Source organism: Streptomyces sp. NPDC089915 (assembly GCF_040684675.1).
Lineage (GTDB): Bacteria > Actinomycetota > Actinomycetes > Streptomycetales > Streptomycetaceae > Streptomyces.
This window is the reverse complement of record NZ_JBFBGN010000102.1, coordinates 1-25,221: the sequence shown is the minus strand read 5'-3', so window position 1 is coordinate 25,221 and position 25,221 is coordinate 1. Positions and strand designations below refer to the sequence as shown.

The 25,221-nt window shown below is 70.7% G+C and carries 21 protein-coding genes; 11 read left to right on the top strand and 10 right to left on the bottom strand.

Annotation, left to right across the window (positions count from 1 at the left end; genetic code table 11):
• Positions 1-54: 54 nt before the first annotated feature.
• On the bottom strand, positions 55-522 hold the full coding sequence (locus tag AB0O29_RS25580; protein ID WP_344153654.1) for an RDD family protein: 468 nt from the start codon (positions 520-522) through the stop codon (positions 55-57).
• A 186-nt stretch (positions 523-708) separates the two neighbouring features.
• Between AB0O29_RS25580 and glnA the strand changes: the two genes are divergently transcribed.
• Together glnA and AB0O29_RS25570 are read left to right on the top strand one after the other, a co-directional pair.
• Positions 709-2,118 carry a type I glutamate--ammonia ligase gene (gene glnA / locus AB0O29_RS25575; RefSeq protein WP_365155351.1) on the top strand — a complete coding sequence of 470 codons (1,410 nt, stop codon included), beginning with the start codon at positions 709-711 and terminating at the stop codon, positions 2,116-2,118.
• Positions 2,119-2,298: 180 nt separating this feature from the next.
• Positions 2,299-2,577 carry a hypothetical protein gene (locus AB0O29_RS25570; RefSeq protein WP_365155348.1) on the top strand — a complete coding sequence of 93 codons (279 nt, stop codon included), beginning with the start codon at positions 2,299-2,301 and terminating at the stop codon, positions 2,575-2,577.
• 51 nt (positions 2,578-2,628) lie between these two features.
• Here AB0O29_RS25570 and AB0O29_RS25565 read toward each other — a convergent pair whose 3' ends face one another.
• Positions 2,629-3,282: a TetR family transcriptional regulator gene (locus AB0O29_RS25565; RefSeq protein WP_365155345.1), complete on the bottom strand. Its 654-nt coding sequence runs from the start codon at positions 3,280-3,282 to the stop codon at positions 2,629-2,631.
• Between the two features lie 87 nt (positions 3,283-3,369).
• Between AB0O29_RS25565 and AB0O29_RS25560 the strand changes: the two genes are divergently transcribed.
• The gene (locus AB0O29_RS25560) at positions 3,370-4,140 is read left to right on the top strand and encodes an SDR family NAD(P)-dependent oxidoreductase (RefSeq protein ID WP_365155342.1); all 771 of its coding nucleotides are present in this window, start codon (positions 3,370-3,372) and stop codon (positions 4,138-4,140) included.
• 66 nt (positions 4,141-4,206) lie between these two features.
• Here AB0O29_RS25560 and AB0O29_RS25555 read toward each other — a convergent pair whose 3' ends face one another.
• Positions 4,207-4,725, bottom strand: a complete 519-nt coding sequence (locus AB0O29_RS25555) for a DUF4240 domain-containing protein (protein ID WP_365155355.1) — start codon at positions 4,723-4,725, stop codon at positions 4,207-4,209.
• A gap of 118 nt (positions 4,726-4,843) precedes the next feature.
• On the opposite strand from AB0O29_RS25555, the gene AB0O29_RS25550 reads away from it, so the two are divergent.
• On the top strand, positions 4,844-6,064 hold the full coding sequence (locus tag AB0O29_RS25550; RefSeq protein WP_365155340.1) for a serine/threonine-protein kinase: 1,221 nt from the start codon (positions 4,844-4,846) through the stop codon (positions 6,062-6,064).
• 52 nt (positions 6,065-6,116) lie between these two features.
• On the opposite strand, the gene aceE is transcribed toward AB0O29_RS25550, so the two are convergent.
• From aceE to AB0O29_RS25525, 5 genes are all read right to left on the bottom strand, one after another.
• Positions 6,117-8,798: a pyruvate dehydrogenase (acetyl-transferring), homodimeric type gene (gene aceE / locus AB0O29_RS25545; RefSeq protein WP_365155338.1), complete on the bottom strand. Its 2,682-nt coding sequence runs from the start codon at positions 8,796-8,798 to the stop codon at positions 6,117-6,119.
• A 279-nt stretch (positions 8,799-9,077) separates the two neighbouring features.
• Positions 9,078-9,704 carry a GntR family transcriptional regulator gene (locus AB0O29_RS25540; RefSeq protein WP_045951851.1) on the bottom strand — a complete coding sequence of 209 codons (627 nt, stop codon included), beginning with the start codon at positions 9,702-9,704 and terminating at the stop codon, positions 9,078-9,080.
• A gap of 189 nt (positions 9,705-9,893) precedes the next feature.
• Positions 9,894-11,666 carry a 2-oxoglutarate dehydrogenase, E2 component, dihydrolipoamide succinyltransferase gene (gene sucB / locus AB0O29_RS25535; protein WP_365155335.1) on the bottom strand — a complete coding sequence of 591 codons (1,773 nt, stop codon included), beginning with the start codon at positions 11,664-11,666 and terminating at the stop codon, positions 9,894-9,896.
• 57 nt (positions 11,667-11,723) lie between these two features.
• On the bottom strand, positions 11,724-13,112 hold the full coding sequence (gene lpdA / locus AB0O29_RS25530; protein ID WP_079426331.1) for a dihydrolipoyl dehydrogenase: 1,389 nt from the start codon (positions 13,110-13,112) through the stop codon (positions 11,724-11,726).
• A 341-nt stretch (positions 13,113-13,453) separates the two neighbouring features.
• Positions 13,454-14,983, bottom strand: coding sequence for a leucyl aminopeptidase (locus tag AB0O29_RS25525; RefSeq protein ID WP_365155332.1), 1,530 nt, complete (start codon positions 14,981-14,983; stop codon positions 13,454-13,456).
• Between the two features lie 375 nt (positions 14,984-15,358).
• On the opposite strand from AB0O29_RS25525, the gene AB0O29_RS25520 reads away from it, so the two are divergent.
• The 5 genes from AB0O29_RS25520 (at position 15,359) to AB0O29_RS25500 (ending at position 22,110) form a co-directional block, all read left to right on the top strand.
• Positions 15,359-17,368: a hypothetical protein gene (locus tag AB0O29_RS25520; RefSeq protein WP_365155330.1), complete on the top strand. Its 2,010-nt coding sequence runs from the start codon at positions 15,359-15,361 to the stop codon at positions 17,366-17,368.
• Positions 17,369-17,478: 110 nt separating this feature from the next.
• Entirely contained in the window at positions 17,479-19,008 is a 1,530-nt protein-coding gene (gene pelF, locus AB0O29_RS25515) for a GT4 family glycosyltransferase PelF (protein ID WP_365155327.1), read from the top strand.
• Positions 19,005-20,606, top strand: coding sequence for a hypothetical protein (locus AB0O29_RS25510; protein WP_365155324.1), 1,602 nt, complete (start codon positions 19,005-19,007; stop codon positions 20,604-20,606). Before pelF ends, AB0O29_RS25510 begins: the two co-directional genes overlap by 4 nt.
• Before the next feature lie 23 nt (positions 20,607-20,629).
• Entirely contained in the window at positions 20,630-21,292 is a 663-nt protein-coding gene (locus AB0O29_RS25505) for a spherulation-specific family 4 protein (protein WP_365155321.1), read from the top strand.
• The gene (locus tag AB0O29_RS25500; protein ID WP_365155319.1) at positions 21,289-22,110 is read left to right on the top strand and encodes an endo alpha-1,4 polygalactosaminidase; all 822 of its coding nucleotides are present in this window, start codon (positions 21,289-21,291) and stop codon (positions 22,108-22,110) included. Before AB0O29_RS25505 ends, AB0O29_RS25500 begins: the two co-directional genes overlap by 4 nt.
• A 509-nt stretch (positions 22,111-22,619) precedes the next feature.
• Here AB0O29_RS25500 and AB0O29_RS25495 read toward each other — a convergent pair.
• Together AB0O29_RS25495 and AB0O29_RS25490 are read right to left on the bottom strand one after the other, a co-directional pair.
• Positions 22,620-22,874 carry a hypothetical protein gene (locus tag AB0O29_RS25495; protein WP_365155316.1) on the bottom strand — a complete coding sequence of 85 codons (255 nt, stop codon included), beginning with the start codon at positions 22,872-22,874 and terminating at the stop codon, positions 22,620-22,622.
• Positions 22,867-23,016 (bottom strand): hypothetical protein, encoded by a 150-nt coding sequence (locus tag AB0O29_RS25490; RefSeq protein ID WP_365155313.1) that lies wholly within the window; start codon positions 23,014-23,016, stop codon positions 22,867-22,869. The genes AB0O29_RS25495 and AB0O29_RS25490 overlap by 8 nt, the downstream gene beginning before the upstream one ends.
• Positions 23,017-23,147: 131 nt before the next feature.
• On the opposite strand from AB0O29_RS25490, the gene AB0O29_RS25485 reads away from it, so the two are divergent.
• Positions 23,148-24,266 (top strand): helix-turn-helix transcriptional regulator, encoded by a 1,119-nt coding sequence (locus AB0O29_RS25485; RefSeq protein WP_365155310.1) that lies wholly within the window; start codon positions 23,148-23,150, stop codon positions 24,264-24,266.
• A 13-nt stretch (positions 24,267-24,279) separates the two neighbouring features.
• Complete coding sequence (locus AB0O29_RS25480) at positions 24,280-24,858, top strand: HD domain-containing protein (RefSeq protein WP_365155308.1); 579 nt, start codon at positions 24,280-24,282, stop codon at positions 24,856-24,858.
• The last annotated feature ends 363 nt before the right edge of the window (positions 24,859-25,221 follow it).

The window sequence follows — 25,221 nt, the reverse complement described above, 5'->3', positions numbered from 1 at the left end:
CGCGAGCCGACGGCTCGCGGGGCGCTCCCGTTTTCCGTAGGGGCGTCCCGCCGGTCAGATCCGGACCTGGACCGCGCCAGAGAGCCGGTCGTGCAGTCCGCGGCCGTCCCGGTCCCAGACCAGCGCCGGGATGACCAGGGCCAGCAGGACCGTCCGGAGCATGACGCGGGGGAGGCCGAGGCGGCCGCCGTTCTGCGAGATCACCCGGAGGCCGAGAATCCGCTTGCCGGGGGTGAATCCCACCGTGCCCACGGTGAGAACGGACAGGACCACGAAGAGCCCCAGCGTCCAGTTGCCCGCCGAGGTCAGGTCGCCATGGGTGATGAGCCCGTATGCGATCAGCTGACAGCCGATCCAGTCGATGGCCACAGCGCCCAGCCGGCGCCCGAAACGGGCCACGGACCCGGGCCCCGACTGCGGCAGGCCGAGCTGCTGGCCCGGATAGCCGAAGTCGACGCCCATGTCCTCGGCTGCCGCGCGGGGGCCGGAGAGCCAGGAACCGATTGCTTGCCTGTTGTCCACTCCACCACGGTACCGGTGCGCTTCGACGGGACCTGGACGGGACCCTGGTTAACTTGTGCGAAACAAATGGGTCATGCTTGGGAAATCCCGTCTGCTTATGGTCGGGTCAGCGTGCGGCACCGCACTGACGCACCACGAGCTATACAGCCCGTCCCTGCCCCGGGGACCGGGAGTAGGAGGAGTTGGATGTTCAAGAACGCCGACGAAGTGAAGCAGTACATCGAGGAGAACGACGTCAAGTTCGTCGACGTCCGCTTCTGCGACCTGCCTGGTGTGATGCAGCACTTCACCATTCCGGCGCGAGCGTTCGACCCGGCGGAGGAGCTCGCCTTCGACGGCTCCTCGATCCGCGGCTTCCAGGCCATCCACGAGTCCGACATGGCGCTGCGCGCCGACATCACCACCGCGCGCCTGGACCCGTTCCGCCGTGACAAGACGCTGAACGTCAACTTCTTCATCCACGACCCGATCACGGGCGAGGCGTACAGCCGCGACCCGCGCAACGTCGCCAAGAAGGCCGAGGCCTACCTCGCCTCCACCGGCATCGCCGACACCGCGTTCTTCGGCCCCGAGGCCGAGTTCTACGTGTTCGACAGCGTGCGCTTCGCGACCTCCGCGAACGAGGGCTTCTACCACATCGACTCCGAGGCCGGCGCCTGGAACACCGGTTCCGAGGAGAACAACCGTGGTTACAAGGTCCGCTACAAGGGCGGTTACTTCCCGGTAGCCCCGGTCGACCACTTCGCCGACCTGCGCGCCGAGATCTCCCTCGAACTGGACGCCCAGGGCCTCCAGGTCGAGCGCCAGCACCACGAGGTCGGCACCGGTGGCCAGGCCGAGATCAACTACAAGTTCAACACGCTGCTGGCCGCGGCCGACGACCTGATGCTCTTCAAGTACATCGTGAAGAACGTCGCCTGGCGCAACGGCAAGACCGCGACCTTCATGCCGAAGCCGATCTTCGGCGACAACGGCTCGGGCATGCACGTCCACCAGTCCCTGTGGACCGGCGGCGAGCCGCTGTTCTACGACGAGGCCGGCTACGCGGGCCTGTCGGACACCGCCCGCTACTACATCGGCGGCATCCTCAAGCACGCCCCGTCGCTGCTCGCCTTCACCAACCCGACGGTGAACTCGTACCACCGCCTGGTCCCGGGCTTCGAGGCCCCGGTCAACATGGTGTACTCGCAGCGCAACCGCTCCGCCGCCATGCGCATCCCGATCACGGGCTCGAACCCGAAGGCCAAGCGCGTCGAGTTCCGCGCGCCGGACCCGTCCTCGAACCCGTACCTCGCCTTCGCGGCGCTGCTCCTCGCGGGCCTCGACGGCATCAAGAACAAGATCGAGCCGATGGAGCCGATCGACAAGGACCTCTACGAGCTCTCCCCGGACGAGCACGCGAACGTCCCGCAGGTCCCGACCAGCCTCGAGGACGTCCTCAAGGCCCTGGAGGAGGACCACGAGTACCTCCTCGCCGGCGGTGTCTTCACCCCGGACCTGATCGAGACCTGGATCGACTACAAGCGCACGCACGAGATCGCCCCGATCGCGCAGCGTCCGCACCCGCACGAGTTCGAGCTCTACTTCGACCTGTAAAAAAGTCGGGTAGCCGGCCCGCTGACGCGGGATCGTGCCTGCTGGGAGGCCCCCCGCCGCTCTTTTCGAAGAGTGGCGGGGGGCCTCTTGCCTTTGACAGGCCGTCGGAGTGGGGTGACGGTTGATTGGGACGTAAAAGCCCGATAAGCCCGATCAGCGATACATGTTCGGAGGTGCATCATGATGCGCCGTAGGATCATCGGAGCCGTCGTCGCCGGCGGTGCCGGACTCACCCTGGCCCTGCTGCCGCTGAGCAGCGCGTCCGCCCACGACCACGGCGGGAACTGGAACGGCGACTGGAACCGTTCGAGTCACTCCCGCTGGGCTGATAACTGGGACGATGACGACGACTGTGGCGGCAACGGCAACAACTGGCGTCACAACAGCAACTGGAACGACCACGACTGGGGCCGTTGGGACAACGCCAACTGGAACGGCGACTGGGGCGGCTGGCGCTGACCGCGTCCTCCCCCTCGCCCTCGGCCTCTACCCGGTGCCCCTGCCCCGCGCTCAGCGGAGCAGGGGCATCGCGCCGGTCAGCTCCCGCAGGCAGCGCACCGCCAGGTCGGCGGGGGAGCCGGGGCCGGAGACCGGGGCGTCGCCGGCGGACCACAGTTCCAGGGCGACCCGGATCGCGTCGGTGGCGGCCGCCGACACCAGGCGTACGGACATCTCGCCGGCCTCCGGGCCCGCCAGCCGGGCCACGATCGGGACCAGCCGCTCCTCCGACTCCTGGTTCACCCGGTACCAGACGGCCCGCAGGGCCTCGTCCGTGGCGGCCGCGCGCAGCAGGCCGCGGGTGACCTCCAGGCCCTCCTCGACGGCCTTGGAGTCGCTGAGCGCCCGGGTCACGGCCCGCTCCAGGGCCTGTGCCAGCGGGGTGGCGGGGTCCTCCTCGGCCAGCAGCGCGCGCCAGGCGTCGCCGCCGCCCGCGAGCAGCGGGGCCACGGCCTCCTGCTTGTTGCGGAAGTAGCGGTAGAACGTGCGCAGCGCGACCCCCGCCCGGTGGGCGATGTCCTCGGCGGTGGTTCCGTCGGGGCCGTGCGCGGCGAAGAGCTCGCAGGCGGCGCGCGCGATGTCGAGCTGGGTGGCGGCCTTGCGGCGCTCCGTCAGCGACTGGGTTCCGGAGCCGCTCAGGGGGGTGTACGGGCGGGGAGATCTCACGGGTAGAGAGTACCGCCAGTCAGATCAGATGGTTGCATTTGCTGCCAGTCTGGCAAAACGTGCCATCTTCTCGGTACGCTGCACCGCATGAACCGTTACGAAGGACGTCGCGTCCTCATCACCGGCGGCGGCTCGGGCATCGGCCAGGCCACCGTGCACCGCATTCTCTCCGAGGGCGGCCGCGTCCACACCGTGGACGTCAGCGAAGCCGGTCTCAAGGCCACCGCCGAGCAGGCGGCCGCCGACGGCCACGCCGACCGGCTGACCACCGCCGTACTGGACATATCCGACGAGGCCTCGGTCAAGGCGGGCGTCGCCGCCGCCGTCGACGCCCTCGGCGGCATCGACGTGCTGGTCAACGCGGCGGGCATCCTGCGCTCCGCGCACACCCACCAGACCACCCTGGACTTCTGGAACAAGGTCATCGCGGTCAACCTGACCGGCACCTTCCTGATGATCCGCGAGTCCCTTCCCGCGCTGCTGGCGGGCGAGAAGCCGGCCGTCGTGAACTTCAGCTCCACCTCGGCGAGCTTCGCGCACCCCTACATGTCCGCCTACGCGGCCAGCAAGGGCGGCATCCAGTCGATGACCCACGCCCTCGCCGCCGAGTACAGCAAGCAGGGCCTGCGCTTCGTCTCCGTCGCCCCCGGCTCCATCGAGAGCGGCATGACCAGCGGGAACGGCCCCGGCCTGCCCGAGGACACCGACTGGTCCCTCTTCACCAAGCTGGCCCCGGCCCTCGGCCAGGGCTTCGCCGGCCCGCAGACCGTCGCCGGCGTCGTCGCGATGCTGGGCTCCGAGGACGGCGCCTTCATCACCGGTACCGAGATCCGCATCGACGGCGGCACCCACTACTAGGCCGCCGCCCCCAGGACCGCCCGGCCCGCCGGACGGGGCGGGCCGGGCTCCGGACCCGGCCGGGGCTCACTCCCCGAAGCGGTCCCACAGCCGGGGGAAGCGCTCCGCGAGCACGGCTTCGTTCTCGAAGTCCAGCGGGGCGCCCTCCGGCTCCTCCGCCTGGAGCGGGATCCCCAGGTCCGGGGCCACCGCCCCGGTCAGCTGCTCGTACGCCTCGTCGGCCGCGTACCCCAGCTCCTCGCCGTCCCCGTCGATCTCCTCGTCGAACTCGCCGAGCAGCTCGGCCAGGTGGTCCGGATCGTGCACCCCGCCCTCGAAGACCTCCCGGCCCTGCCCGATCAGCCAGCACCGGAAGTAGTCGAACGCGTCGTCGCTGGCCCCGCCGAGCAGCACCCACGCCGCACCCCACAGGTCCCAGGTGTACGCCCGGTTGTACCGGGACTCGAAATGCCGGGCGAAGTCCAGCACGGAGTCGGGATCCAGCTGGGCCAGCCGTTCCACGAGCAGCTCGGCATGCTCCTCGGGGTCGCCCTCGGCGGCCTCGCGGGTACGGTCGACGATCTCCCAGAACTCCGTCTCGTCCATCACGGAATACAGCATCCGGGCTCGGCCCCCGCGCCGCCACCGCTCATACGGCCAAAGCCGTCGCCCGGTCCCCCACCCGGCCGCATACTCGAATCCCAGCGAGCGGGAGGGGTGCGGGATGCAGGGGGAACTGGTCGACGGCCGGTACCGGCTGGAGGAGAAGCTGGGAGAAGGGGGCATGGGGGAGGTGTGGAGCGCCCAGGACGTCCGGATGCGGCGGCCCGTGGCGGTCAAACTCGTCCGCGCCGTCCCCGGGATGAACGCCGCGGAGGTCGAGCAGCGCTTCATGCACGAGGTGCGCTCCGCGGCAGCCCTCCCGCACCGGCACACGGTGACCGTCCACGACTGCGGCGAGGCCACCTTCGCCGGCCGCAGATTCCTGTACCTGGTGATGGAGCTGCTCCACGGCGAGACCCTCGCCCGGCTCTTCGGCGGGGCCACGCCCGTCCCCTGGTACGACGTCGCGCACTGGGGCGGCCAGATCGCGACCGCCCTGTCCGCCGCCCACGAGCGCGGCATCGTCCACCGCGACATCAAGCCCCAGAACGTGATGCTCACCGAAGCCGGCGTGATCAAGGTGCTGGACTTCGGCCTCGCGAAGTTCCTCGGAGAGACGCTGGGGTCCGGTCCCCTCACCCTCTCCGGGGCCGCCCTGGGGACGTTCGCGTACATGTCGCCCGAGCAGTGCCGGGGCGACTCGCGGATCGACCACCGCGCCGACCTCTACAGCCTGGGCTGCCTGCTCTACGAGGGCCTCACCGGCCACCCGCCCTTCACCAACACCACCGTGTACGCGCTGCTCTACCAGCACGTGCACGAAGAGCCCCGCCCCCTGCCCCCCGGAGCGGCCCCCTCGGGCGTCGCCGACCTGGTGATGCGCCTCCTCGCCAAGGACCCGGCCGACCGGCCGCAGGACGCGCTCACCGTCGTCACCGAACTGCACCGCCAGCAGGCTGCGGGCGGCCGGACCGTCACCGCCCCGGCCCGCGGGGACGGAGCGGCCGAGGTGGCCCGGATGCGTGCCGAGGCCGAACGGGAGATCAGGGAGCTGCGGGAGCGGGCCGCGCGGGACGCGGCGGCCGTCCGCGAGACCGCCGAGCGCCACGCCCGCCAGTTGATGGAGAACACGAAGAGCCTGTCCGAGGGCATCATCGCCGACGCCAACGCCAAGGCCGACCGGATCCGCAGAGAGTCCGAGCGAGAGCTGGCGGCCCTCACCCGTCGACGGGAGTCCATCGCCGCACAGCTGACCGACGTCCGCGCGGTGCTGGCGCAGATGACCGGCGCGGTGCCCGCCCCGCCGGAAGAGGAGATCCCCAGGCAGCAGAGCAAAGGATGAGGCGGCCCGCCCCCGAAGGGACGGGCCGCCTCATGGTCGGACGGGCTCGGGCCTACAGGCCGTAGCGCTCCCGGGCCTCCTTGACGGCGGACGCCGGGACCTCGCCGCGGCGGGCGAGCTGGGCCAGGGCCGCGACCGCGATGGACTGCGCGTCGACGCCGAAGTGGCGGCGGGCGCCCTCACGGGTGTCGGAGAGGCCGAAGCCGTCCGTGCCCAGCGAGGTGTAGTCCTGCGGGACCCACTGGCTGATCTGGTCCGGGACCTGGCGCATCCAGTCGGAGACCGCCAGGACCGGGCCCGGGGCGCCCTCCAGCACGCGGGTGACGTACGGGGTGCGCTCCTCGCCGCGCAGCAGCGCCTCGTCGCACTCCAGCGCGTCGCGTCGCAGCTCGCCCCACGAGGTGGCGGACCACACGTCGGCGGCCACGTTCCAGTCGGCGGCCAGCAGCCGCTGTGCCTCCAGGACCCAGTGGATCGCCGTACCCGAGGCCATGAGCTGGATCTTCGGGGCGTCGGCGGCCGGGGCGGCCTCCAGGGCGGCGGCCGTGTTGAACCGGTACAGGCCCTTGAGGATGCCCTCCTCCACGCCCTCGGGCATGGCCGGCTGGACCTTCGGCTCGTTGTAGACCGTCAGGTAGTAGAAGACGTCCTCGGGCGTCTCGCCGTACATGCGGCGCAGACCGTCCTTGACGATCACCGCGATCTCGTACGCGAAGGCCGGGTCGTAGTTGAGCGACGCCGGGTTCGTGGACGCGATCAGGTGCGAGTGGCCGTCCGCGTGCTGGAGGCCCTCACCGGTCAGGGTGGTGCGGCCGGCCGTGGCGCCGACGATGAAGCCCTTGCCGAGCTGGTCGGCGAGCTGCCACATCTGGTCGGCGGTGCGCTGCCAGCCGAACATCGAGTAGAAGATGTAGAACGGGATCATCGGCTCGCCGTGCGTCGCGTACGACGTGCAGGCGGCGATGAAGTCGGCCATGGCGCCGGCCTCGGTGATCCCCTCGTTGAGGATCTGGCCGTCCTTGGCCTCCTTGTAGTACATCAGCTGGTCGCGGTCGACCGGCTCGTACGTCTGGCCCAGCGGCGAGTAGATGCCGGCCGACGGGAAGAGGGACTCCATACCGAAGGTACGGGCCTCGTCGGGGACGATCGGCACCCAGCGCTTGCCGGTCTCCTTGTCCCGCATCAGGTCCTTGACCAGGCGGACGAAGGCCATGGTGGTGGCCATCTCCTGCTTGCCGGAACCCTTGATGAGCGGGGCGAAGGAGCGGTCGGCCGGAGCCGGCAGGGCCACGTGGTGGACCTTGCGGGCCGGGGCGGGGCCGCCGAGGGCCGCGCGGCGCTCGTTCAGGTACCGCACCTCGGGGCTGTCCGCGCCCGGGTGGCCGTACGGGACCTTGCCGTCGGCGAAGGCGCTGTCCGGGATCGGGAGGCCAAGGAGGTCACGCATGTCCTTGAACTCGTCGATCGTCAGCTTCTTCATCTGGTGGTTCGCGTTCTTCGACTCGAACCCGGCACCCAGCGTGTGGCCCTTGACGGTCTGCGCCAGGATCACCGTCGGCGCGCCCTTGTGCGCCAGGGCGGCCTTGTACGCGGCGTAGACCTTGCGGGGCTCGTGGCCGCCGCGCGAGGTGTGGAAGCACTCGGCGATCTTCGCGTCGGACAGGACGCCGGCCAGCTGGACGAGCTCGGCGTTGGCGCCGAAGAAGTGCTGGCGGATGTAGGCCACGTCGCGGGTCGCGTACGTCTGGAACTGCGCGTCCGGTACCTCGCGGATGCGGCGGACCAGGGCGCCCGTGGTGTCGAGCTGGAACAGCTCGTCCCAGGCGGAGCCCCACAGGGTCTTGATGACGTTCCAGCCGGCACCGCGGAACTGGGCCTCCAGCTCCTGGACCACGCGGAAGTTCGCGCGGACCGGGCCGTCGAGGCGCTGCAGGTTGCAGTTGATGACGAACGTCAGGTTGTCGAGCTGCTCGCGGGAGGCCAGGGCCAGGGCGGCGGTCGACTCGGGCTCGTCCATCTCGCCGTCGCCGAGGAAGGCCCAGACGTGCGAGTTGGAGGTGTCCTTGATGTTCCGGTTCTGCAGGTAGCGGTTGAAGCGCGCCTGGTAGATCGCGGAGAGCGGGCCGAGGCCCATGGAGACCGTGGGGAACTCCCACAGCCACGGCAGGCGCCGCGGGTGCGGGTAGGACGGCAGGCCGTTGCCGCCGGACTCCTGGCGGAAGTTGTCGAGCTGCTGCTCGGAGACGCGCCCGTCGAGGAAGGCGCGGGCGTAGATGCCGGGGGAGGCGTGGCCCTGGATGTAGAGCTGGTCGCCCGATCCGTCGGCCTCCTTCCCGCGGAAGAAGTGCTGGAAGCCGGTCTCGTAGAGCCAGGCCGCCGAGGCGAAGGTGGCGATGTGGCCGCCGACGCCGTACTTGGAGCCGCGGGTCACCATGGCGGCCGCGTTCCAGCGGTTCCATGCGGTGATCTTGGCTTCCATCTCCAGGTCACCGGGGAACTCGGGCTCCGCGGAGGTGGGGATGGTGTTGACGTAGTCCGTCTCGAGCAGCTTCGGCAGGGCGAGGCCGGCGGCCTCGGCGTGCTGGAGCGTGCGACGGAGCAGGTATTCGGCGCGGCGCGTACCGGCGGCCTTGGCGACGGCGTCGAGGGAGGCCGCCCATTCGGCGGTCTCCTCGGTGTCGCGGTCCGGGAGCTGGTCGAGCTCGCTCGGAAGCTTTCCTACGGGGTCGGACATCGGTGTGCGCCGCCTTCCGGACAAAGGAGAGGAGGTGGTGAAGAAAACCCTGACGGGCAGGACAGGGCCGATGGGCCCGGGTGTGGGCCCGGAGTGACTGTAAATCCCTGATCGATGATCGATCAAATAAAAGTGACGAATATTCGACGCTCGGGCGAAAGTCGGCACCGGGTGCCATGAACACGGGCACGCCGTGCCGGTTTCATCAGTAGACGCCAAAACGCTGGCGATCCCCTGGAGGATCGCTAAAAACCGCAGGTCAGACGGGTTGGGTGCGGGTCAGGCGCTCCGCGGGGCGCAACCCAGGACATGCCGCTTCACCAGTACGCCGATGTCCGGGTCCTGGCTGCGGAAGGCCGCGACCAGAGCCTCGTGCTCCTCGGCGTACGACTTCTGGACGGTTCCCAGCCACCGGATCGACAGGGCGGTGAAGACCTCGATGCCCAGGCTCTCCCAGGTGTGCAGCAGCACGCTGTTCCCGGCCGCCCGCACCAGCTCCCGGTGGAAGCCCACCGTGTGCCGCACCTGCGCCGTGCCGTCCTGCACCCGGTCGGCCTCCCACAGGGCCGCCACGTGGGGCTCCAGGGCCGAGCAGTCGGCCGCCAGCCGGGGCGCGGCCAGCTCGGCCGCGATCTGCTCCAGACCGGCCCGGACCGGGTAGATCTCCTCCAGGTCGGCCGCCGAGAGGTTGCGCACGCGCACGCCCTTGTTCGGCGCCGACTCGATCAGCCGCAGGGTCTCCAGCTCGCGCAGGGCCTCCCGTACGGGCGTCTGGCTGACCTCCAGCTCGACCGCGATCCGCCGCTCGACGATCCGCTCGCCGGGCTTCCAGCGGCCGCTGACGATCCCCTCCACGATGTGCTCGCGGATCTGCTCGCGCAGCGAGTGCACGACGGGTGGGGTGATCATCGGGTTTCAACTCCTGTGTGTGCGGACACGCGGGGCCTGATGCCTAGACAATAAGGCCGCCGTGGCCTGCTCCGATGCGTTCGCGGTCAGGGACGCAGGGTGAGGCTCGTTACAACGACGGCGCCCCCGCCCGGACGAATCCGGGCGGGGGCGCCGTAAGCGGCAGATCCCCTGCGCGCCTGGCCCTCAGAGACCGAGCTCGACCTCGAACTCGCCGGCCTCCAGGATCGCCTTCACGGCGGTGAGGTACCGGGCCGCGTCCGCGCCGTCCACCAGGCGGTGGTCGTAGGACAGGGTCAGGTACGTCATGTCGCGGACGCCGATGACGGTGCCCTCTTCGGTCTCGATGACCACGGGGCGCTTGACCGTGGCACCGATGCCGAGGATCGCGACCTGGTTCGGCGGAACGATCACCGTGTCGAACAGCGCACCGCGCGAGCCGGTGTTGCTGATGGTGAAGGTCGCGCCGGACAGCTCGTCCGGGGTGATCTTGTTGCCGCGGACCTTGCCGGCCAGATCGGCGGTGGCCTTGGAGATGCCCGCCAGGTTGAGGTCACCGGCACCCTTGATGACCGGGGTCATCAGGCCCTTCTCGGAGTCCACGGCGATGCCGATGTTCTCCGAGTCGAAGTAGGTGATGGTGCCCTCGTCCTCGTTGATCCGGGCGTTGACGACCGCGTGGGCCTTCAGCGCCTGGGCCGCGGCCTTGACGAAGAACGGCATCGGGGACAGCTTGACGCCCTCGCGGGCGAGGAAGCCGGCCTTGGCCTTCTCGCGCAGCTTCATGATCTTGGTGATGTCCACCTCGACCACGGAGCTGAGCTGCGCCTGCGAGTGCAGGGCCTTCATCATGTTGTCGCCGATGACCTTGCGCATGCGGGTCATCTTGACCGTCTGACCGCGCAGCTCGGACACCGCGGCCGGAGCCTTGGCGGCGGCCGGGGCGGCGGCGGCCGGAGCCGGGGCGGCGGCGGCCTTGGCGGCCTCGGCGGCGGCCAGGACGTCCTGCTTGCGGATACGGCCACCGACACCGGTGCCCGTGACCGTCGCCAGGTTGACGCCGGACTCCGAGGCGAGCTTGCGCACCAGCGGGGTCACGTAGGCGCCCTCGTCACCGGCCGAGACCGGGGCGGCGGGGGCGGCCGGAGCGACCGGAGCCGGAGCGGCGACCGGCGCCGGAGCGGCCGGGGCCACCGGAGCCGGAGCCGCGACCGGGGCGGCCGGAGCCACCGGGGCCGGAGCGGCGACCGGAGCCGCGGGGGCGACCGGAGCCGGGGCGGCGACCGGGGCGGCCGGAGCGGCCGGGGCCGGAGCGGCGGCGGCCGGAGCCGCGGCCGGGGCGGCACCCGCGACGCCGATGACGGCCAGACGGGCGCCGACCTCGGCGGTCTCGTCCTCGGCGACCAGGATCTCCAGCAGGGTGCCGGAGACCGGCGCGGGGATCTCGGTGTCGACCTTGTCCGTGGAGACCTCGAGCAGCGGCTCGTCGGCCTCGACGGACTCGCCGACCTCCTTCAGCCAGCGGGTGACGGTGCCCTCGGTGACGGACTCGCCCAGGGCGGGGAGCACGACATCGGTGCCGGACGCGGCGGGCGCGGCGGCAGCGGGGGCCGGGGCGGCCGGGGTCTCGGCCGGTGCGGGGGCGGCCGGGGCCTCGGCGACCGGCGCCGGGGCGGCGGCGGGCTCGGCGGCCGGAGCGGCGGCCGGGGCCGGGGCGCCCGTGCCGTCGTCGATGATGGCCAGCTCGGCGCCGACCTCGACCGTCTCGTCCTCGGCGACCTTGATGGACGCGAGGATGCCGGAGACGGGGGAGGGGATCTCGGTGTCGACCTTGTCGGTCGAGACCTCGAGCAGCGGCTCGTCGGCCTCGACGCGCTCGCCCTCGGCCTTCAGCCAACGGGTGACAGTGCCCTCGGTGACGCTCTCACCGAGCGCCGGAAGGGTTACGGAAACCGGCATGGTTTCTGTTGCTCCTAACGAAAGTGCGGAAGTGGTCGTCGCGCCCGTGACTGTGGATTAGTCGTGTGCGTGAAGCGGCTTGCCGGCCAGGGCCAGGTGGGCCTCGCCGAGGGCCTCGTTCTGGGTCGGGTGCGCGTGGATGAGCTGCGCGACCTCGGCCGGCAGGGCTTCCCAGTTGTAGATCAGCTGGGCTTCGCCGACCTGCTCGCCCATCCGGTCACCGACCATGTGGACGCCGACCACGGCACCGTCCTTGACCTGGACGAGCTTGATCTCGCCCGCGGTCTTCAGGATCTTGCTCTTGCCGTTGCCCGCCAGGTTGTACTTCAGGGCCACGACCTTGTCCGCGCCGTAGATCTCCTTGGCCTTGGCCTCGGTGATGCCGACGGAGGCGACCTCGGGGTGGCAGTACGTGACGCGCGGAACGCCGTCGTAGTCGATCGGGACGGTCTTCAGACCGGCCAGGCGCTCCGCGACCAGGATGCCCTCGGCGAAGCCGACGTGCGCGAGCTGGAGGGTCGGGACCAGGTCACCGACGGCGGAGATGGTCGGCACATTGGTGCGCATGTACTCGTCGACCAGGACGTAGCCGCGGTCCATCGCGACGCCCTGCTCCTCGTAGCCCAGGCCCTGCGAGACCGGGCCGCGGCCGATGGCGACCAGCAGCACCTCGGCCTCGAAGGTCTTGCCGTCGGCGAGGGTCACGCGGACGCCGGACTCGGTGTACTCGGCCTTCTGGAAGAAGGTGCCGAGGTTGAACTTGATGCCGCGCTTGCGGAACGCGCGCTCCAGGATCTTGGAGCTGTTCTCGTCCTCGACCGGGACGAGGTGCTTGAGGCCCTCGATGACGGTGACGTCGGTGCCGAAGGACTTCCACGCCGAGGCGAACTCGACGCCGATGACGCCGCCGCCCAGGATGATCGCGGACTGGGGCACGCGGTCCAGGACCAGCGCGTGGTCCGAGGAGATGATGCGGTTGCCGTCGATGTCCAGGCCGGGCAGGGACTTCGGCACGGAGCCGGTCGCCAGCAGGACGTGGCGGCCCTGGACGCGCTGGCCGTTGACGTCGACGGAAGTCGGGGAGGAGAGGCGGCCCTCACCCTCGATGTAGGTCACCTTGCGGGAGGCGACCAGGCCCTGCAGACCCTTGTACAGGCCGGCGATGACCTCGTCCTTGTACTTGTGCACACCGGCGATGTCGATGCCCTCGAAAGAGGCCTTGACACCGAACTGTCCGGCTTCGCGCGCCTGGTCGGCGACCTCACCGGCGTGCAGCAGAGCCTTCGTGGGGATGCAGCCGTTGTGCAGGCAGGTGCCGCCGAGCTTGTTCTTCTCGATCAGCGCAACGTCGAGACCCAGCTGGGATGCGCGGAGCGCCGCGGCGTAGCCGCCACTGCCACCGCCGAGGATCACTAGGTCGAAAACGGTGCTGGCGTCGTTCGCCACGTCACGTCCTCCATGCATGTGCGCCGGGCACCGGTCCTCTGTGACCGGGCGGCGGCTGGTAATCGGCCGCTTGTTTCTTCGGCCCTGTGGTGGGGGCCCTGTCCTGCCGAGAACCCATCTTCGCATTTGTCGGGGGAACGCGGGACGCCGGGCCCCGGGTGTGCACCGTCGTTCTGCCCGAAGTCCGGGTTACCCGGGCGTAGAAACCTACCGATACTCGAGATTTCTTCCAGAGCGAACACGCCCCGGGACCGAGGTGCCGGTCCCGGGGCGCGGCGCACGTCACGGGGCGCGTCCCACCAGGTGGTACGCGCCCCGCGGCGGACGGCGGAGGGGGCGGGTCAGCCCAGGTCGCCGGTGGCGGTGCGCTCGGCGAGGCGCACCAGGGTGCGGACGGCGGAGCCGGTGCCGCCCTTCGGGGTGTAGCCGTACGGGGCGCCCTCGTGGAAGGCGGGGCCCGCGATGTCGAGGTGCGCCCAGGTGATGTCCTCGCCGACGAACTCCCGGAGGAAGAGGCCGGCCACCAGGCCGCCGCCCATCCGGACGCCCATGTTGGCGATGTCGGCCGTCGGGGAGTCCATGGTCTTGCGCAGGTCCTCGGGGAGCGGCATCGGCCAGGAGGACTCGCCGACCTCCTCGGCGATCTCGTGGATCGAGGTGCGGAAGGCGTCGTCGTTGGCCATGATGCCGAAGGTGCGGTCGCCCAGCGCCAGCACCATGGCGCCGGTCAGGGTGGCCACGTCGACGATCGCGTCCGGGTTCTCCTCGGAGGCCTTGGTCAGGGCGTCGCCCAGGACCAGACGGCCCTCGGCGTCCGTGTTCAGGACCTCGACGGTCTTGCCGCTGTACATGCGCAGGACGTCACCGGGACGGGTGGCGGAGCCGGACGGCATGTTCTCGGCGAGGGCGAGCCAGCCGGTGACGTTGACCTTCAGGCCCAGCTTGGCGGCGGCGACGACGGCGGAGAACACGGCGGCGGCACCCGACATGTCGCACTTCATGGTCTCGTTGTGACCGGCCGGCTTCAGGGAGATGCCGCCCGAGTCGTACGTGATGCCCTTGCCGACGTAGGCGAGGTGCTTCTCCGCCTCGGGGTGGGTGTAGGCGATCTTCACCAGGCGCGGCGGGTTCTCGGAGCCCTTGCCGACGCCCATGATGCCGCCGTAGCCGCCCTTGACCAGCGCCTTCTCGTCCAGGACCTGGGCCTTGAGGCCGAGCTCCTTGGCGGTCGCGGCGGCGATCGCGGCGAAGGCGGCGGGGGTCAGGTCGTTCGGCGGGGTGTTGATCAGGTCGCGCGCGACGTTGACCTCGGCCGCGATGACGACGGCGCGCTCGGCGGCCGCCTTGTGCTCCTTGTCGCGCGGCTTGGCACCGAGCAGGGCCACCTCGGCCAGCGGCTGCTTCGGGCCGCTGTTCTTGGCGGCCTTCTTCTCGCCGCCCTGGTAGGAGGTGAAGGCGTACGCGCCCAGCAGTGCGCCCTCGGCCACGGCGGTGACGGCGGAGGCGTCCTCCAGGGGGAGGGCGAAGGCGGCCTTCTTGGTGCCGTGCAGCGCGCGGGCGGCGGAGCCGGCGGCGCGGCGCAGGGCCTCCTCGTCGAAGGGCTCGTCCTGCTCGGGCGCGGTGCCCAGGCCGACGGCCAGCACGACCGGGGCCTTGAGGCCGGCCGGGGAGGGCAGCTTGGTGATCTCGCCTTCGGAGCCGGAGGCGCCGAGCGCGTCGAGCACGGTGGCGAGCTTTCCGTCGAACGCCGTGTCCACGGCCTCGGCGCCGGCGGCCACGACGAGCCCCTTCGGGCCCTTCGCCACGCCGACCACGAGGGCGTCGGCGCGCAGCGTCGCCGCGCCGGCAGTGCTGAGAGTCAGAGCAGTCACGGTGGTGAAGTCTCGCTTCCGTTTGTGTTATATGGGCGCTTCTGTCGCGTCGGGGTCGCCGGCCGCTCCGCAGCGATCGTATTCGGGCTAGACGGCCGCCGGAAACGAGCCTACGCGCAGCCCGTCATCCGTACGTCACTCGAAGGTTTGTCAAGTTGTTCGACCGAGGCGTCATCAGGTTCACCCATCCGTGGACTCTGCTCCAGGTTTGCCGCCTAGACCTGACGAGGTCCGAGAGGATCGAGCCACTCTCGCAAGGGGACGCGGGGTCCTTTTGCATGATTTCCACAGAGCCTCCCCGGCCCGGCCGTCCGCCAAGGGCCGCGCCGAGGGACGCCTGCGGGGGGAAAGGCCGAAATGGTCAAAAAGAACCGGATGAACAGGGCCGCCGCAGCCATGGGCGTAGCGGCGCTGATCTCCGTAGCCGTACCCGCCACGACCGCCCACGCGGCGACCGTGGCACCGCGCATCGACCTGAAGGTGCTGGTCGTCGACGACGGCGGCAGCTCGGTCGGCGCCATCACCGCGGAACTCCGCGACACCGGAGTCCCGTTCACGCGGATCGACCTGGGCAGCGCGAGCCGTCCGAAGATCGACGCCGCCTTCCTCAGCGACACCGTCAGCGGCCGCCCGCGCGCCAAGTACCAGGGCGTGGTCCTGCCGAACGAGAACCCCTTCGGCGCGGGCTCCGCCGAGATGACCGCACTCGCCGCCTACGAGACCGCGTACGGGATCCGCCAGGTGGACGCCTACACCTGGGCGCACCCCGAGGTCGGCCTGGAGTACACGGACAACGGCGGCTACACCGGCACCCTCGACGGCACGCAGGCCGCCGTCACCGCCGCGGGCAAGTCGGGCCCCTTCGGCTACCTCGGCGGTCAAGTGACCTTCGAGGACAACTCTCCCCTCATTCCGGAGAGTTACGGGTTCATCGCCAAGCCGATGGCCGGCTACACCAGCTACGTCGACGCCCCCGTCGGCTCCGGCCGCGGCTCGCTCGTCGGCGAGTACGCCCACGACGGGCGCAGCGAGCTCGTCGTCACCTTCGGCTACAACCAGTACCAGCAGCAGTTCCGGCTCCTGGCGCGCGGCATCGTCGAATGGCTCACCCAGGGCGTCCACCTCGGCCAGGAGCGCAACTACTTCGCCGTCCACGTCGACGACGTCTTCGCCCCGGACGCCCGCTGGGACAAGACCCTCAACTGCACCCCCGGCGACTACGCCTGCGCCGGCGGCGAGGGCAAGGAGTCGACGATCCGCATGACCGCCGCCGACGCCCAGTACCTGGCGCAGTGGCAGACCTCCAAGGACTTCAAGCTGGACCTGCTCTTCAACGCGGGCGCCGGCGAGGAGTGGAAGACCGAGAACGGCGGCACCGACGCCCTCACCACCCAGCTCCTCGCCGACAAGGCGAAGTACCGCTGGATGAACCACACCTACACCCACCTCTTCCTCGGCTGCACCCAGGACGTCAGCGTCAACCCCTGGACCTGCACCAAGAACGCCCAGGGCCAGACCAACTGGATGAGCCGGGCCGACATCTCCGCCCAGATCCGCGACAACAACAACTGGGCCGCCTCCCACGGCCTCACCACCGACCGCAGCGAGATCGTCACCGGCGAGCACTCCGGCCTCAAGACCCTCCCGCAGCAGCCCCAGGACAACCCCAACCTGGCCGGCGCCTTCGCCGACAACGGGGTCAAGTGGGCCGGCAGCGACAACTCCCGCGAACCCGACCAGCGGGCGGTCGGCGCCGCCCTGACCGTCCCCCGCTACCCGATGAACGTGTACTACAACACGGGCACCAACGCGGAGATGGCCGACGAGTACAACTGGATCTACACCAGCCGCGCCGACGGCGGCAGCGGACTCTGCGAGGACAACCCCGGGACCTCCACCTGCCTGCCGGCCCCGCTGGACACCGGCACCGGGTTCCTGAACTACATCGTCCCCGCCGAGGCGAAGACCGCACTGCGCCACGTCCTCGCCAACGACCCCAAGCCCCACTACGTCCACCAGTCCAACCTCGCCGAGGACCGCACCCTGTACCCGGTGCTCAACCAGGTCCTCGACACCTACCGCTCCCTCTACGCGCCCAGCGCGCCGATCGTCAACCAGAGCATGAAGGCCACCGGCACCGAGCTCCAGCGCCGCGCCGCCTGGAACAAGGCCGTCGACGCCGGCCAGGTCACCGCCTACCGCATCGGCAAGGACGTCACCGTCAAGGCGCCCTCCGGCATCCTCGCCCCGGTCACCGCGCCGAACGGCACCAAGAAGCAGCTCCTGCTCGGCACCGCCGACTTCGGCACCGCCTACGCCGGCACCCGCTCCACCTGGACCGGCCCCGAACTGCTCCAGTCGGCGGTCACCCTCCGGCTCCTCTGACCGCGGGGCCCAGCGCCCCGCCGTCGCACGCTCCACCCGGTAGTACCCAGCGCCGGCGCTCCGCCAACCACGGGCGCCGGCCCCTTTTCAGTCCTGGGGGGACTCAGCACATGAGCCATGGGCGTCACGTCACCATGCTCACCGAAGGCACCTACCCGCACGTCCACGGGGGCGTCAGCACCTGGTGCGACCAACTGGTACGCGGTATGCCGGAGGTCGACTTCAACGTCATAGCCCTGACCGGCTCCGGACGCGAGCCGGTCACCTGGGAGCTGCCGCGCAACGTCTACCGCCACACCGCCGTCCCGCTCTGGGGCCCGCCGCCCCCGAAGGCCCGCCGCACCACCCTGCGCGGCAAGGCCCACCGCCGCTTCACCGAGGTCTACGAGACCTTCCTGCTCTCCCTGATCGACCCCGGGCACGGCGGCCCCGGGCACGGCGGCTTCTCCGAGGCCCTGGCCGAACTCGCCCGCCTCGCCCGCGCCGGCAAACTCGCCCCGGCCCTGCGCTCCGAACCGGTACTCCGCCTCCTGATGAAGGTGTGGACCCGGCCCGGCCTGACCACCGCCGCCGCCGAGCCCACCGTCCACGACGCGCTCACCGCCACCGACCTGCTGGAACACGCCCTGCGCCCGCTGTCCGTGCGGATCCCGCCCGACAGCGTCGCCCACGCCGTCAGCAGCGGCCTCGCCACCCTCCCCGCCCTCGCCGCCAAACGCCTCGACGGAGTGCCCTTCCTCCTCACCGAACACGGCATCTACCTGCGCGAGCGCTACCTCGGCTACCGCACCGCCGCCCAGCGCTGGCCCGTCAAGGCCCTGATGCTCGGCTTCTACCGCGAGCTGAACTCCGAGGGCTACCGGCAGGCCGACCTGATCACCCCGTGCAACCAGTACAACCGCCGCTGGGAGGAACGCGGAGGCGCCGACTCCGAACGGATCCGCACCGTCTACAACGGCGTCGACCCGCACCTCTTCCCCGAGGCCGGCCCCGAACCCGAGGTGCCCACCCTCAGCTGGTGCGGCCGCATCGACCCGATCAAGGACCTCGAAACCCTCCTCCGCGCCTACGCGTTCATGCGCGTGGAACTGCCCGCCCTGCGCCTGCGCCTCTTCGGCCCGGTCCCGGCCGGCTGCGAGGAGTACAAGCTCCGCCTGGAGAAGCTCGCCGCCGAACTCGGCCTCGCCGACGGCATCACCTGGGAGGGCCCGACCAGCGAGGTCGCCCGGGCCTACGCCGCCGGCAGCGTCGTCATGCTCTCCAGCATCAGCGAGGGCTTCCCCTTCAGCATCATCGAAGCCATGTCCTGCGGCCGCACCACCGTCTCCACCGACGTCGGCGGCGTCCGCGAGGCCGTCGCCGACACCGGCCTGGTCGTCCCGCCCCGGGAACCCGAGACCATGGCCCGCGCCACCCTCGCCCTCCTCCGCGACGACGAACGCCGCGTCGAACTCGGCCGCATGGCCCGCAAACGGGTCGTCGAGAAGTTCACCCTCCACCAGTCCGTGGACGGCTTCCGCCACATCTACCGCGAACTCTCCGGCCAGCCCGTCCTGCCCGTCCACCCCGGCGACCAGTGGACCCAGCGCCTCGCCGACCCCTGGTACCGCGAACTCGCCGCCGACGGGAGCCTGTGGTGAGCGGATCCCTCTGGCTCAAGCCCCCCGGCCCCGAAGGCACCTGGACCCGCGTCGGCCACACCGCCCGCCCGCGCCCCGGCGCGGCCGCGGCCGCCACCGACACCCTGCCCGACCTCCCCCGGCCCGCCCTCCCCGGGCCGGGGGAGACGGCCGCCGACCCCATGGAGGAACTCGCCGGGCGGCTCGACGCGTTCGTCGCCGCCGCCGTCCACCCCGACGAGATCGCCGCCGTCCTCGAATCCGACGGCATGACCGACGAGTACATCCGCCTCACCTACGGCCGCCCCGACTCCTTCACCCTCGCCGAGGAGCTCTACCACCGCGTCCCCCGCTCCTTCCCCGAACCCGACGCGCTCCCCGACCCCTGGAAGGTCTCCCTCACCGCCTGCCTGCTGCGCGGGCTGATCTTCGCCCTCCCCGGCCTCGCCTACCTCCTCGGCGAACCCCTCCTCGAAGGCCCGCCCGACCGGCTCGGCCTCCCCGCCGGCACCCTCACCCTGCTCGCCGGCGCCCTCATCGGCTGGGTCTGGGACCAGACCCTCTCCCACCGCGCCTACACCTGGCTCGGCCTCGGCGACCGCGCCGCCGCCGGACGCACCCTCCTCGTCGGCGCCCCCGCCGGCGCCCTCCTCGGCACCGCCGCCGCACTCGCCGTACCCGGCGGGCCCCCCTTCTCGTACGCCTTCGCCGCCGGGCAGGCCCTGTACGTGGGCGCCGCCACCGTCCTGCTCGTCCTCGGACGGGAACGGCTGCTGCTCGCCGCGCTCGCCCCGATGGCCGCCGGATCGGTCCTCGCCCTGTTCACCGACCCGCCCGTACCCGTACGCGTCGCCCTCCTCCTCACCTCCCTGGCCGCCGCCTGCGCCCTCGCCCTGCGCGAACTCCCGGTGGCGCAGGGGGTACGGGCCCTCGTCCGCCGGATCCGCGGCTGGGCGCCGCGCCACCCCGGCGAAGGGGGCGCCGTGCGCTGGCGGATGCTGCGCGGCGCCGAGGAGGACCACCGCCGCCACGGGCCCCGCATCGGGGACTCGGTGCCGTACGGGGTCTTCGGCCTCGGCACCGGCCTGCTCGTGCTGTACGCCGCCCTCGGGGAGGTACTCACCGGCGGGCCCGCCGAAGCCGTCGCCGCCCCCTCGGCGGTGGCCCTCACCCTCAGCATGGGGCCCGCCGAATGGCTCCTGCACCGCTTCCGCAGCGGCAGCCTCGCCGGGCTGCGCGCCGCCCGCTCCCCCCGGGCGTTCCGGCGGCGGATGCTCGCCACCCTCGGCCGCTGCCTCACCGTCTACCTGACGGTGCTGCTCCTGCTCGGCACCACCGGAACCCTGCTGTGGCCACAGGCCCCCGGTCCGACCTGGGACCGCGTCGCCACCCTGCTGCTGCTCGGCGCCGTCATGTGGACCGGGCTGCTCCTGCAGTCCTTCGGCGCCGTCCGCCCCGCCGCCGCGATCTGCGCCGCCGCGGCCGCCGCCCAGAGCCTGGCCCTGCTGGCCGGCGCCGCCCAGCCCCGGCTGGTCCAGCTGGCCGTGGCCGGCGCGGCGGCGGCCGTCCTGGCCGTCCTGGTCTGCCTGCTCCTCGGCCGTGCGACGGCCCACCGATGACCCCGTACCCCGAGAAGGCCCCCATGCCCCCCATGCTCATGGTTCCGCTCTACGAGCATCCCGCCGACCGGCCCGAGGCCTGGGAACGGCTCATCGCCTCCGCCGGCCGGCTGCACTCGGTGGTCCTCAACCCCGCCAGCGGGCCGGGCGAGGCCCCCGACGAACGGTTCGCCGCCGTCGCCGCCCGGCTGCGGGACGCCGGCGTCCCCGTCCTCGGCTACACCGACACCGACTACGGACGCCGCCCGCACGCCGAAGTCGTCCAGGACCTGCTGCGCCACCGCGACTGGTACGCCGCCGACGGCGCCTTCCTCGACCAGGCAGCCTCCGGCCCCGAACTCCTGCCCCACTACGGCCGCCTCGCCGTCGCCGCCCGGGCCGCCGGGGCCCGTACGCTCGTCCTCAACCACGGCGTCCACCCCCACCCCGGGTACGCCGCCCTCGCCGACCTCCTCGTCACCTTCGAGGGCCCCTGGGACGCCTACCGCGACCGGACGGCCACACCGCCCCCCTGGACCGCCGACCACCCCGCCGACCGCTTCTGCCACCTCGTCTACGCCGTCCCGCCGCACGCCCCGGCCGCCGAACTCGCCGCCGAACGCCACGCGGCCGTCCACTGCGCCGTCCCCGGCACCGGCGCCCACCCGTGGGGGACCCTCCCGTACGCCCTGGAGACCGCCGGATGAAGCGTTCCGCCGCGCTCGCCGTCACCGTCCTGCTCCTGCTCACCGCCGCCTGCACGGCGGGCCCGGACGACGGGGACGACGGGGATGTTCCGACCCCGGAGACCTCCCAGACCCCGGGGGGCCGCTGGCAACCCCGGCCGGGGACGGCCTGGCAGTGGCAGCTGAGCGGGAAGCTGGACACGTCGGTGAAGGTGCCGGTGTACGACGTGGACGGGTTCAACACGACGAAGGAGCAGGTGGCGGGGCTGAAGGCGGCCGGCCGGCGGACCATCTGCTACATCTCCACGGGCGCCTGGGAGGACTTCCGTGGGGACGCGGACGCCTTTCCCAAGACCCTCCTGGGGGAGGGCAACGGCTGGAAGGGCGAACGCTGGATCGACATCCGCCAGACGTCGGTGCTGGAACCCCTGATGGCCAAGCGCTTCGACATGTGCCGGGAGAAGGGCTTCGACGCGGTCGAGCCGGACAACATGGACGGCTACAAGAACAAGACGGGCTTCCCCCTCACGGCGGCGGACCAGCTCACGTACAACCGCCTGATCGCCCGCCTGGCCCACGACCGGGGGATGGCGGTGGGCCTGAAGAACGACCTGGACCAGATCCCGCAGCTGGTCGGCGACTTCGACTTCGCGGTGAACGAACAGTGCGCCCAGTACGAGGAATGCGACACCCTCACCCCCTTCATCAAGGCGGGCAAAGCCGTCTTCCACGTCGAATACGAGGTCCCGACGACCGACTTCTGCGACAGGTCGAAGGAACTGAAACTGGGCTCGATGGAGAAGAAGTACGACCTGGGAGCGTGGCGAAAGCCCTGCTGAGGTAGGCCGCTCCCAGCCCGGGCGCGCCATCTCCCCCGCGAGGGGCCGGGGGGGGCGGCTGCCCACCCGCCTCCCCGTCTGCGGGCCGGTGGTGTGGGGAGCGGAATCCCCCGCAGCGGTCTCAGAGAGGGTTGGGGGTTTCCCGCCAGTCTCATCGTCCTTCCGCGTCGGGCCGGCCTGTCAAGGGCGCTCCTTCGTCGCGTCGCTTCGCGATGGCCTTCGGCCACCCTTGACAGACCGTCCCGCCACGAAATGCCGAAGACTGCCGGGAACCCCCCAAAGGAACGGGACGGATGTAAGGCGGGCATGCGGCCCTGTCAGGGACCAGTCGGGAGGTCGGGACACGGCAGACCGGGCATTCGGCCCCCATCAGCCAGCAATCGGCGCCACCCCACGCATCAGATCGCTACGCGCTCCTCATTTCTCGGCGTCCGACAGCCGTCTGTGGCCGCTAACTGCACGAAATGCCAATCAGGGAGGCATCCGGAGCCGGTAGACGCGTCAGATCGCTACGCGCTTCCGCCGTCTCGGCGGCAGCGGGCCGTCTGAGGCTGGTCATAGGCGGGCTGGACGTTGGCGACGGCGGTGGTGAACTCGCGCCCGGTGGCGTTGCGGATGTAAGCCAGCTCCATCCAGTATTCAGCGCCCCCGTCCGAGACGTTCTCGTTGATCACGGCCATCAACACACCCTCGGTCCCGGAGGCGACGTCGCGGACACGGTGATGGAGGAGCTGGTGGGGGACGTACTCGTACTGCTCACTCATCGGGGCAGTCCTCAAGGGAGTCGACGAAACGCCGCCAGCCGACGCGCGCACGGGCGAGGAGCTCCTGGCTGGGTGCATGAATGACTTTCAGCTCTGGCTCGAAAGCACTCAGGTGGTCGCTGTTGTTCTCTGCCGCATCCAAGACGGCCCCCTTGTCGCTACGCTGAGTGGTCTGCTTGTCACTGCACACACGAGCGTAGGTACGCAGCCGCTCCGGTCGAAGTGACCGCCGGTACGGGTACTTGGCTACGAGAACGAAGGCAGCGAGGTGCTGTGGTCAGCAAAGGACGTCCCACCCTGACCACCGGTCCGGGATTCCGGAGGCCGAGCGGTCGCGGGACGGTTTCCGGGTATGTCTTCCGCGTCATCCGCGAGCAACTCGGTCACACGCAGGACAGCCTCGCGGAGGCTTTTCGCATCTCGGGCGACGCCATCGCCGGATGGGAATCCGGCAGACGTCCGCTCACCTCGCTCTCCGTCGGCCAGATGCTTGCGCACCGGCACAGACTCATGCGCATGGGGGCTCCGGCCACCCTTCTCATCGCCTTGGAGAAGGCGATGGAGGCAGATGTCATGCTCTTCAGTGCCCTTGACGGGAAGTCCCCAGCCAGCAGCAGTCCTCTCGGCGCGTGGGTCATGCAGCGCGACCTCATCGAAGTGCTGGCATGGCCGCTCAACGGCGTCACTCCGGAATCCATGTGCGCGCTGCCGCCTTCGAGTCGCTCCCGCCGCGGCCCGGTGCCGAGCAAGCCCGAACTCTGCGCGGAAGAGCGCACTCGGTTCTTCCAGTACGTTCGCCGGGCGGCCGAGGAAGCCCGCAGCGCCGATCAGTTCCTGCTGCGCCGACAGGCCTTGTACCTCGCTGGCTACGATCATGCGGCGGACACCGTTGGCTGGCTCACGCAACAGCAGAAGGCAGAGAGGTCCGGTGACTGGCTCACCCGTTGGCTCAACGCCCGATCCGTGGCCGCCGTCGCGGCGCGTCAGGGCGATCGAGACCGCATGCAGCACTTCATCTCCACCAAGCTTGAGGGCGACGACGTCGGCGAGTCCGCCAATCTCAACTACTGGGCCTACTGGATCGGCGAGGCGGCGCACCCCCAGTTGTCGGACGATTTCATCCTCGAAAGCAACGGCATGTCCTGGCAGGGCAACAAGCTCTTCCAGCACTTGGTGAAGGGACTCACGCCACAACACGGCTTCTTCGACCTGAACGTGCACACTCTGTGGGCACTCCTGGCCGCCCGCCCCCGCCTCCTGCGGACCGCCTCATCCGCAGGTCGGGACCTGCGGGCCCGGATGCCAGTGCTGTTGGATGGCACCGAGCCCTCGACCGGTGCGCGTCGCGAGCTCGAAGGCATTCGGTACGCGATCCGCCTCGCAGAGGCGTGAGAAGGAGACAGACGTGGCTGACGACCTGTCCGCGGTGGCCCACTTCCTCTACGAGGCCGGCACTCTCAAGAACGCACGCCGTACGGGCTGGTGGATGGCCGGTGTCAACAACCCGGAGAGCGTGGCCGAGCACTCGTGGCGCACGGCGCTCATCGCATCCGTCATCGCGAAGTTGGAAGGCGCGGATCCCGCACGCGCGGCGTTTCTCGCGGTGTGGCACGACACCCAGGAGACCCGCACCGGCGATGTGAACCACCTCGGGAAGAAGTACTCCACCCCTGCCGACCCCGTGGCGGTCACGGCGGACCAGACGGCCGGCATGCCCGAACTGCTCGCCGAAACCATCCAGGACCTGGTGACGGAGTACGAGGCCAAGGACACGGCCGAGTCAATCTGTGCGCGTGACGCCGACAAACTGGAGTGCATGCTGCAGGGCATCGAATACAAGGCCCAGGGGTACGCGAACGCACAGCGCTGGATCGACAACAGCCGCAGCCGACTGACCACCGAGACCGCCCAGCGCCTCGCCGACGAATTGCTCGGCCAGGACACCCTCGGCTGGCTGCGCGCAGCCATGGGCGAGAAGTCCTGACCCCATGACGACCGGATCAGCCCCAGACGGCTCGCAGACGCCGAGACGAGGGCAGCGCGTAGCGATCTGACGCGCCTACCGGTCCGGATGCCTCCCTGATTGGCATTTCGCGCAGGTAGCGGCCCCAGACGGCCGTCGGACGCTGGGAAATGAGAAGCGCGTAGCGATCTGATGCGCGGGGCGGCCGCAGGCTCCGATTGCTGCTGATGGGGGCCGGATGTCTGGTCTGCCTGCCCCCGACCACCCCGACGGATCGCTGATCCCGCCGCATGTCCAAGGAACGTCCGTCCCGTTCCTTTGGGGGTTTCCCGGCAGTCTTCGTTTTTCCGTGGCGGGACGGGCTGTCAAGAGTGGAGCGCAGCG

Coding starts and splice junctions, on each gene's coding strand:
- glnA (WP_365155351.1), top strand. CDS start 709: ATGTTCAAGAACGCCGACGAAGTGAAGCAGTACATCGAGGAGAACGAC.
- AB0O29_RS25570 (WP_365155348.1), top strand. CDS start 2,299: ATGATGCGCCGTAGGATCATCGGAGCCGTCGTCGCCGGCGGTGCCGGA.
- AB0O29_RS25560 (WP_365155342.1), top strand. CDS start 3,370: ATGAACCGTTACGAAGGACGTCGCGTCCTCATCACCGGCGGCGGCTCG.
- AB0O29_RS25555 (WP_365155355.1), bottom strand. CDS start 4,725: ATGGACGAGACGGAGTTCTGGGAGATCGTCGACCGTACCCGCGAGGCC.
- AB0O29_RS25550 (WP_365155340.1), top strand. CDS start 4,844: ATGCAGGGGGAACTGGTCGACGGCCGGTACCGGCTGGAGGAGAAGCTG.
- aceE (WP_365155338.1), bottom strand. CDS start 8,798: ATGTCCGACCCCGTAGGAAAGCTTCCGAGCGAGCTCGACCAGCTCCCG.
- sucB (WP_365155335.1), bottom strand. CDS start 11,666: ATGCCGGTTTCCGTAACCCTTCCGGCGCTCGGTGAGAGCGTCACCGAG.
- AB0O29_RS25520 (WP_365155330.1), top strand. CDS start 15,359: ATGAACAGGGCCGCCGCAGCCATGGGCGTAGCGGCGCTGATCTCCGTA.
- pelF (WP_365155327.1), top strand. CDS start 17,479: ATGAGCCATGGGCGTCACGTCACCATGCTCACCGAAGGCACCTACCCG.
- AB0O29_RS25505 (WP_365155321.1), top strand. CDS start 20,630: ATGCCCCCCATGCTCATGGTTCCGCTCTACGAGCATCCCGCCGACCGG.
- AB0O29_RS25500 (WP_365155319.1), top strand. CDS start 21,289: ATGAAGCGTTCCGCCGCGCTCGCCGTCACCGTCCTGCTCCTGCTCACC.
- AB0O29_RS25495 (WP_365155316.1), bottom strand. CDS start 22,874: ATGAGTGAGCAGTACGAGTACGTCCCCCACCAGCTCCTCCATCACCGT.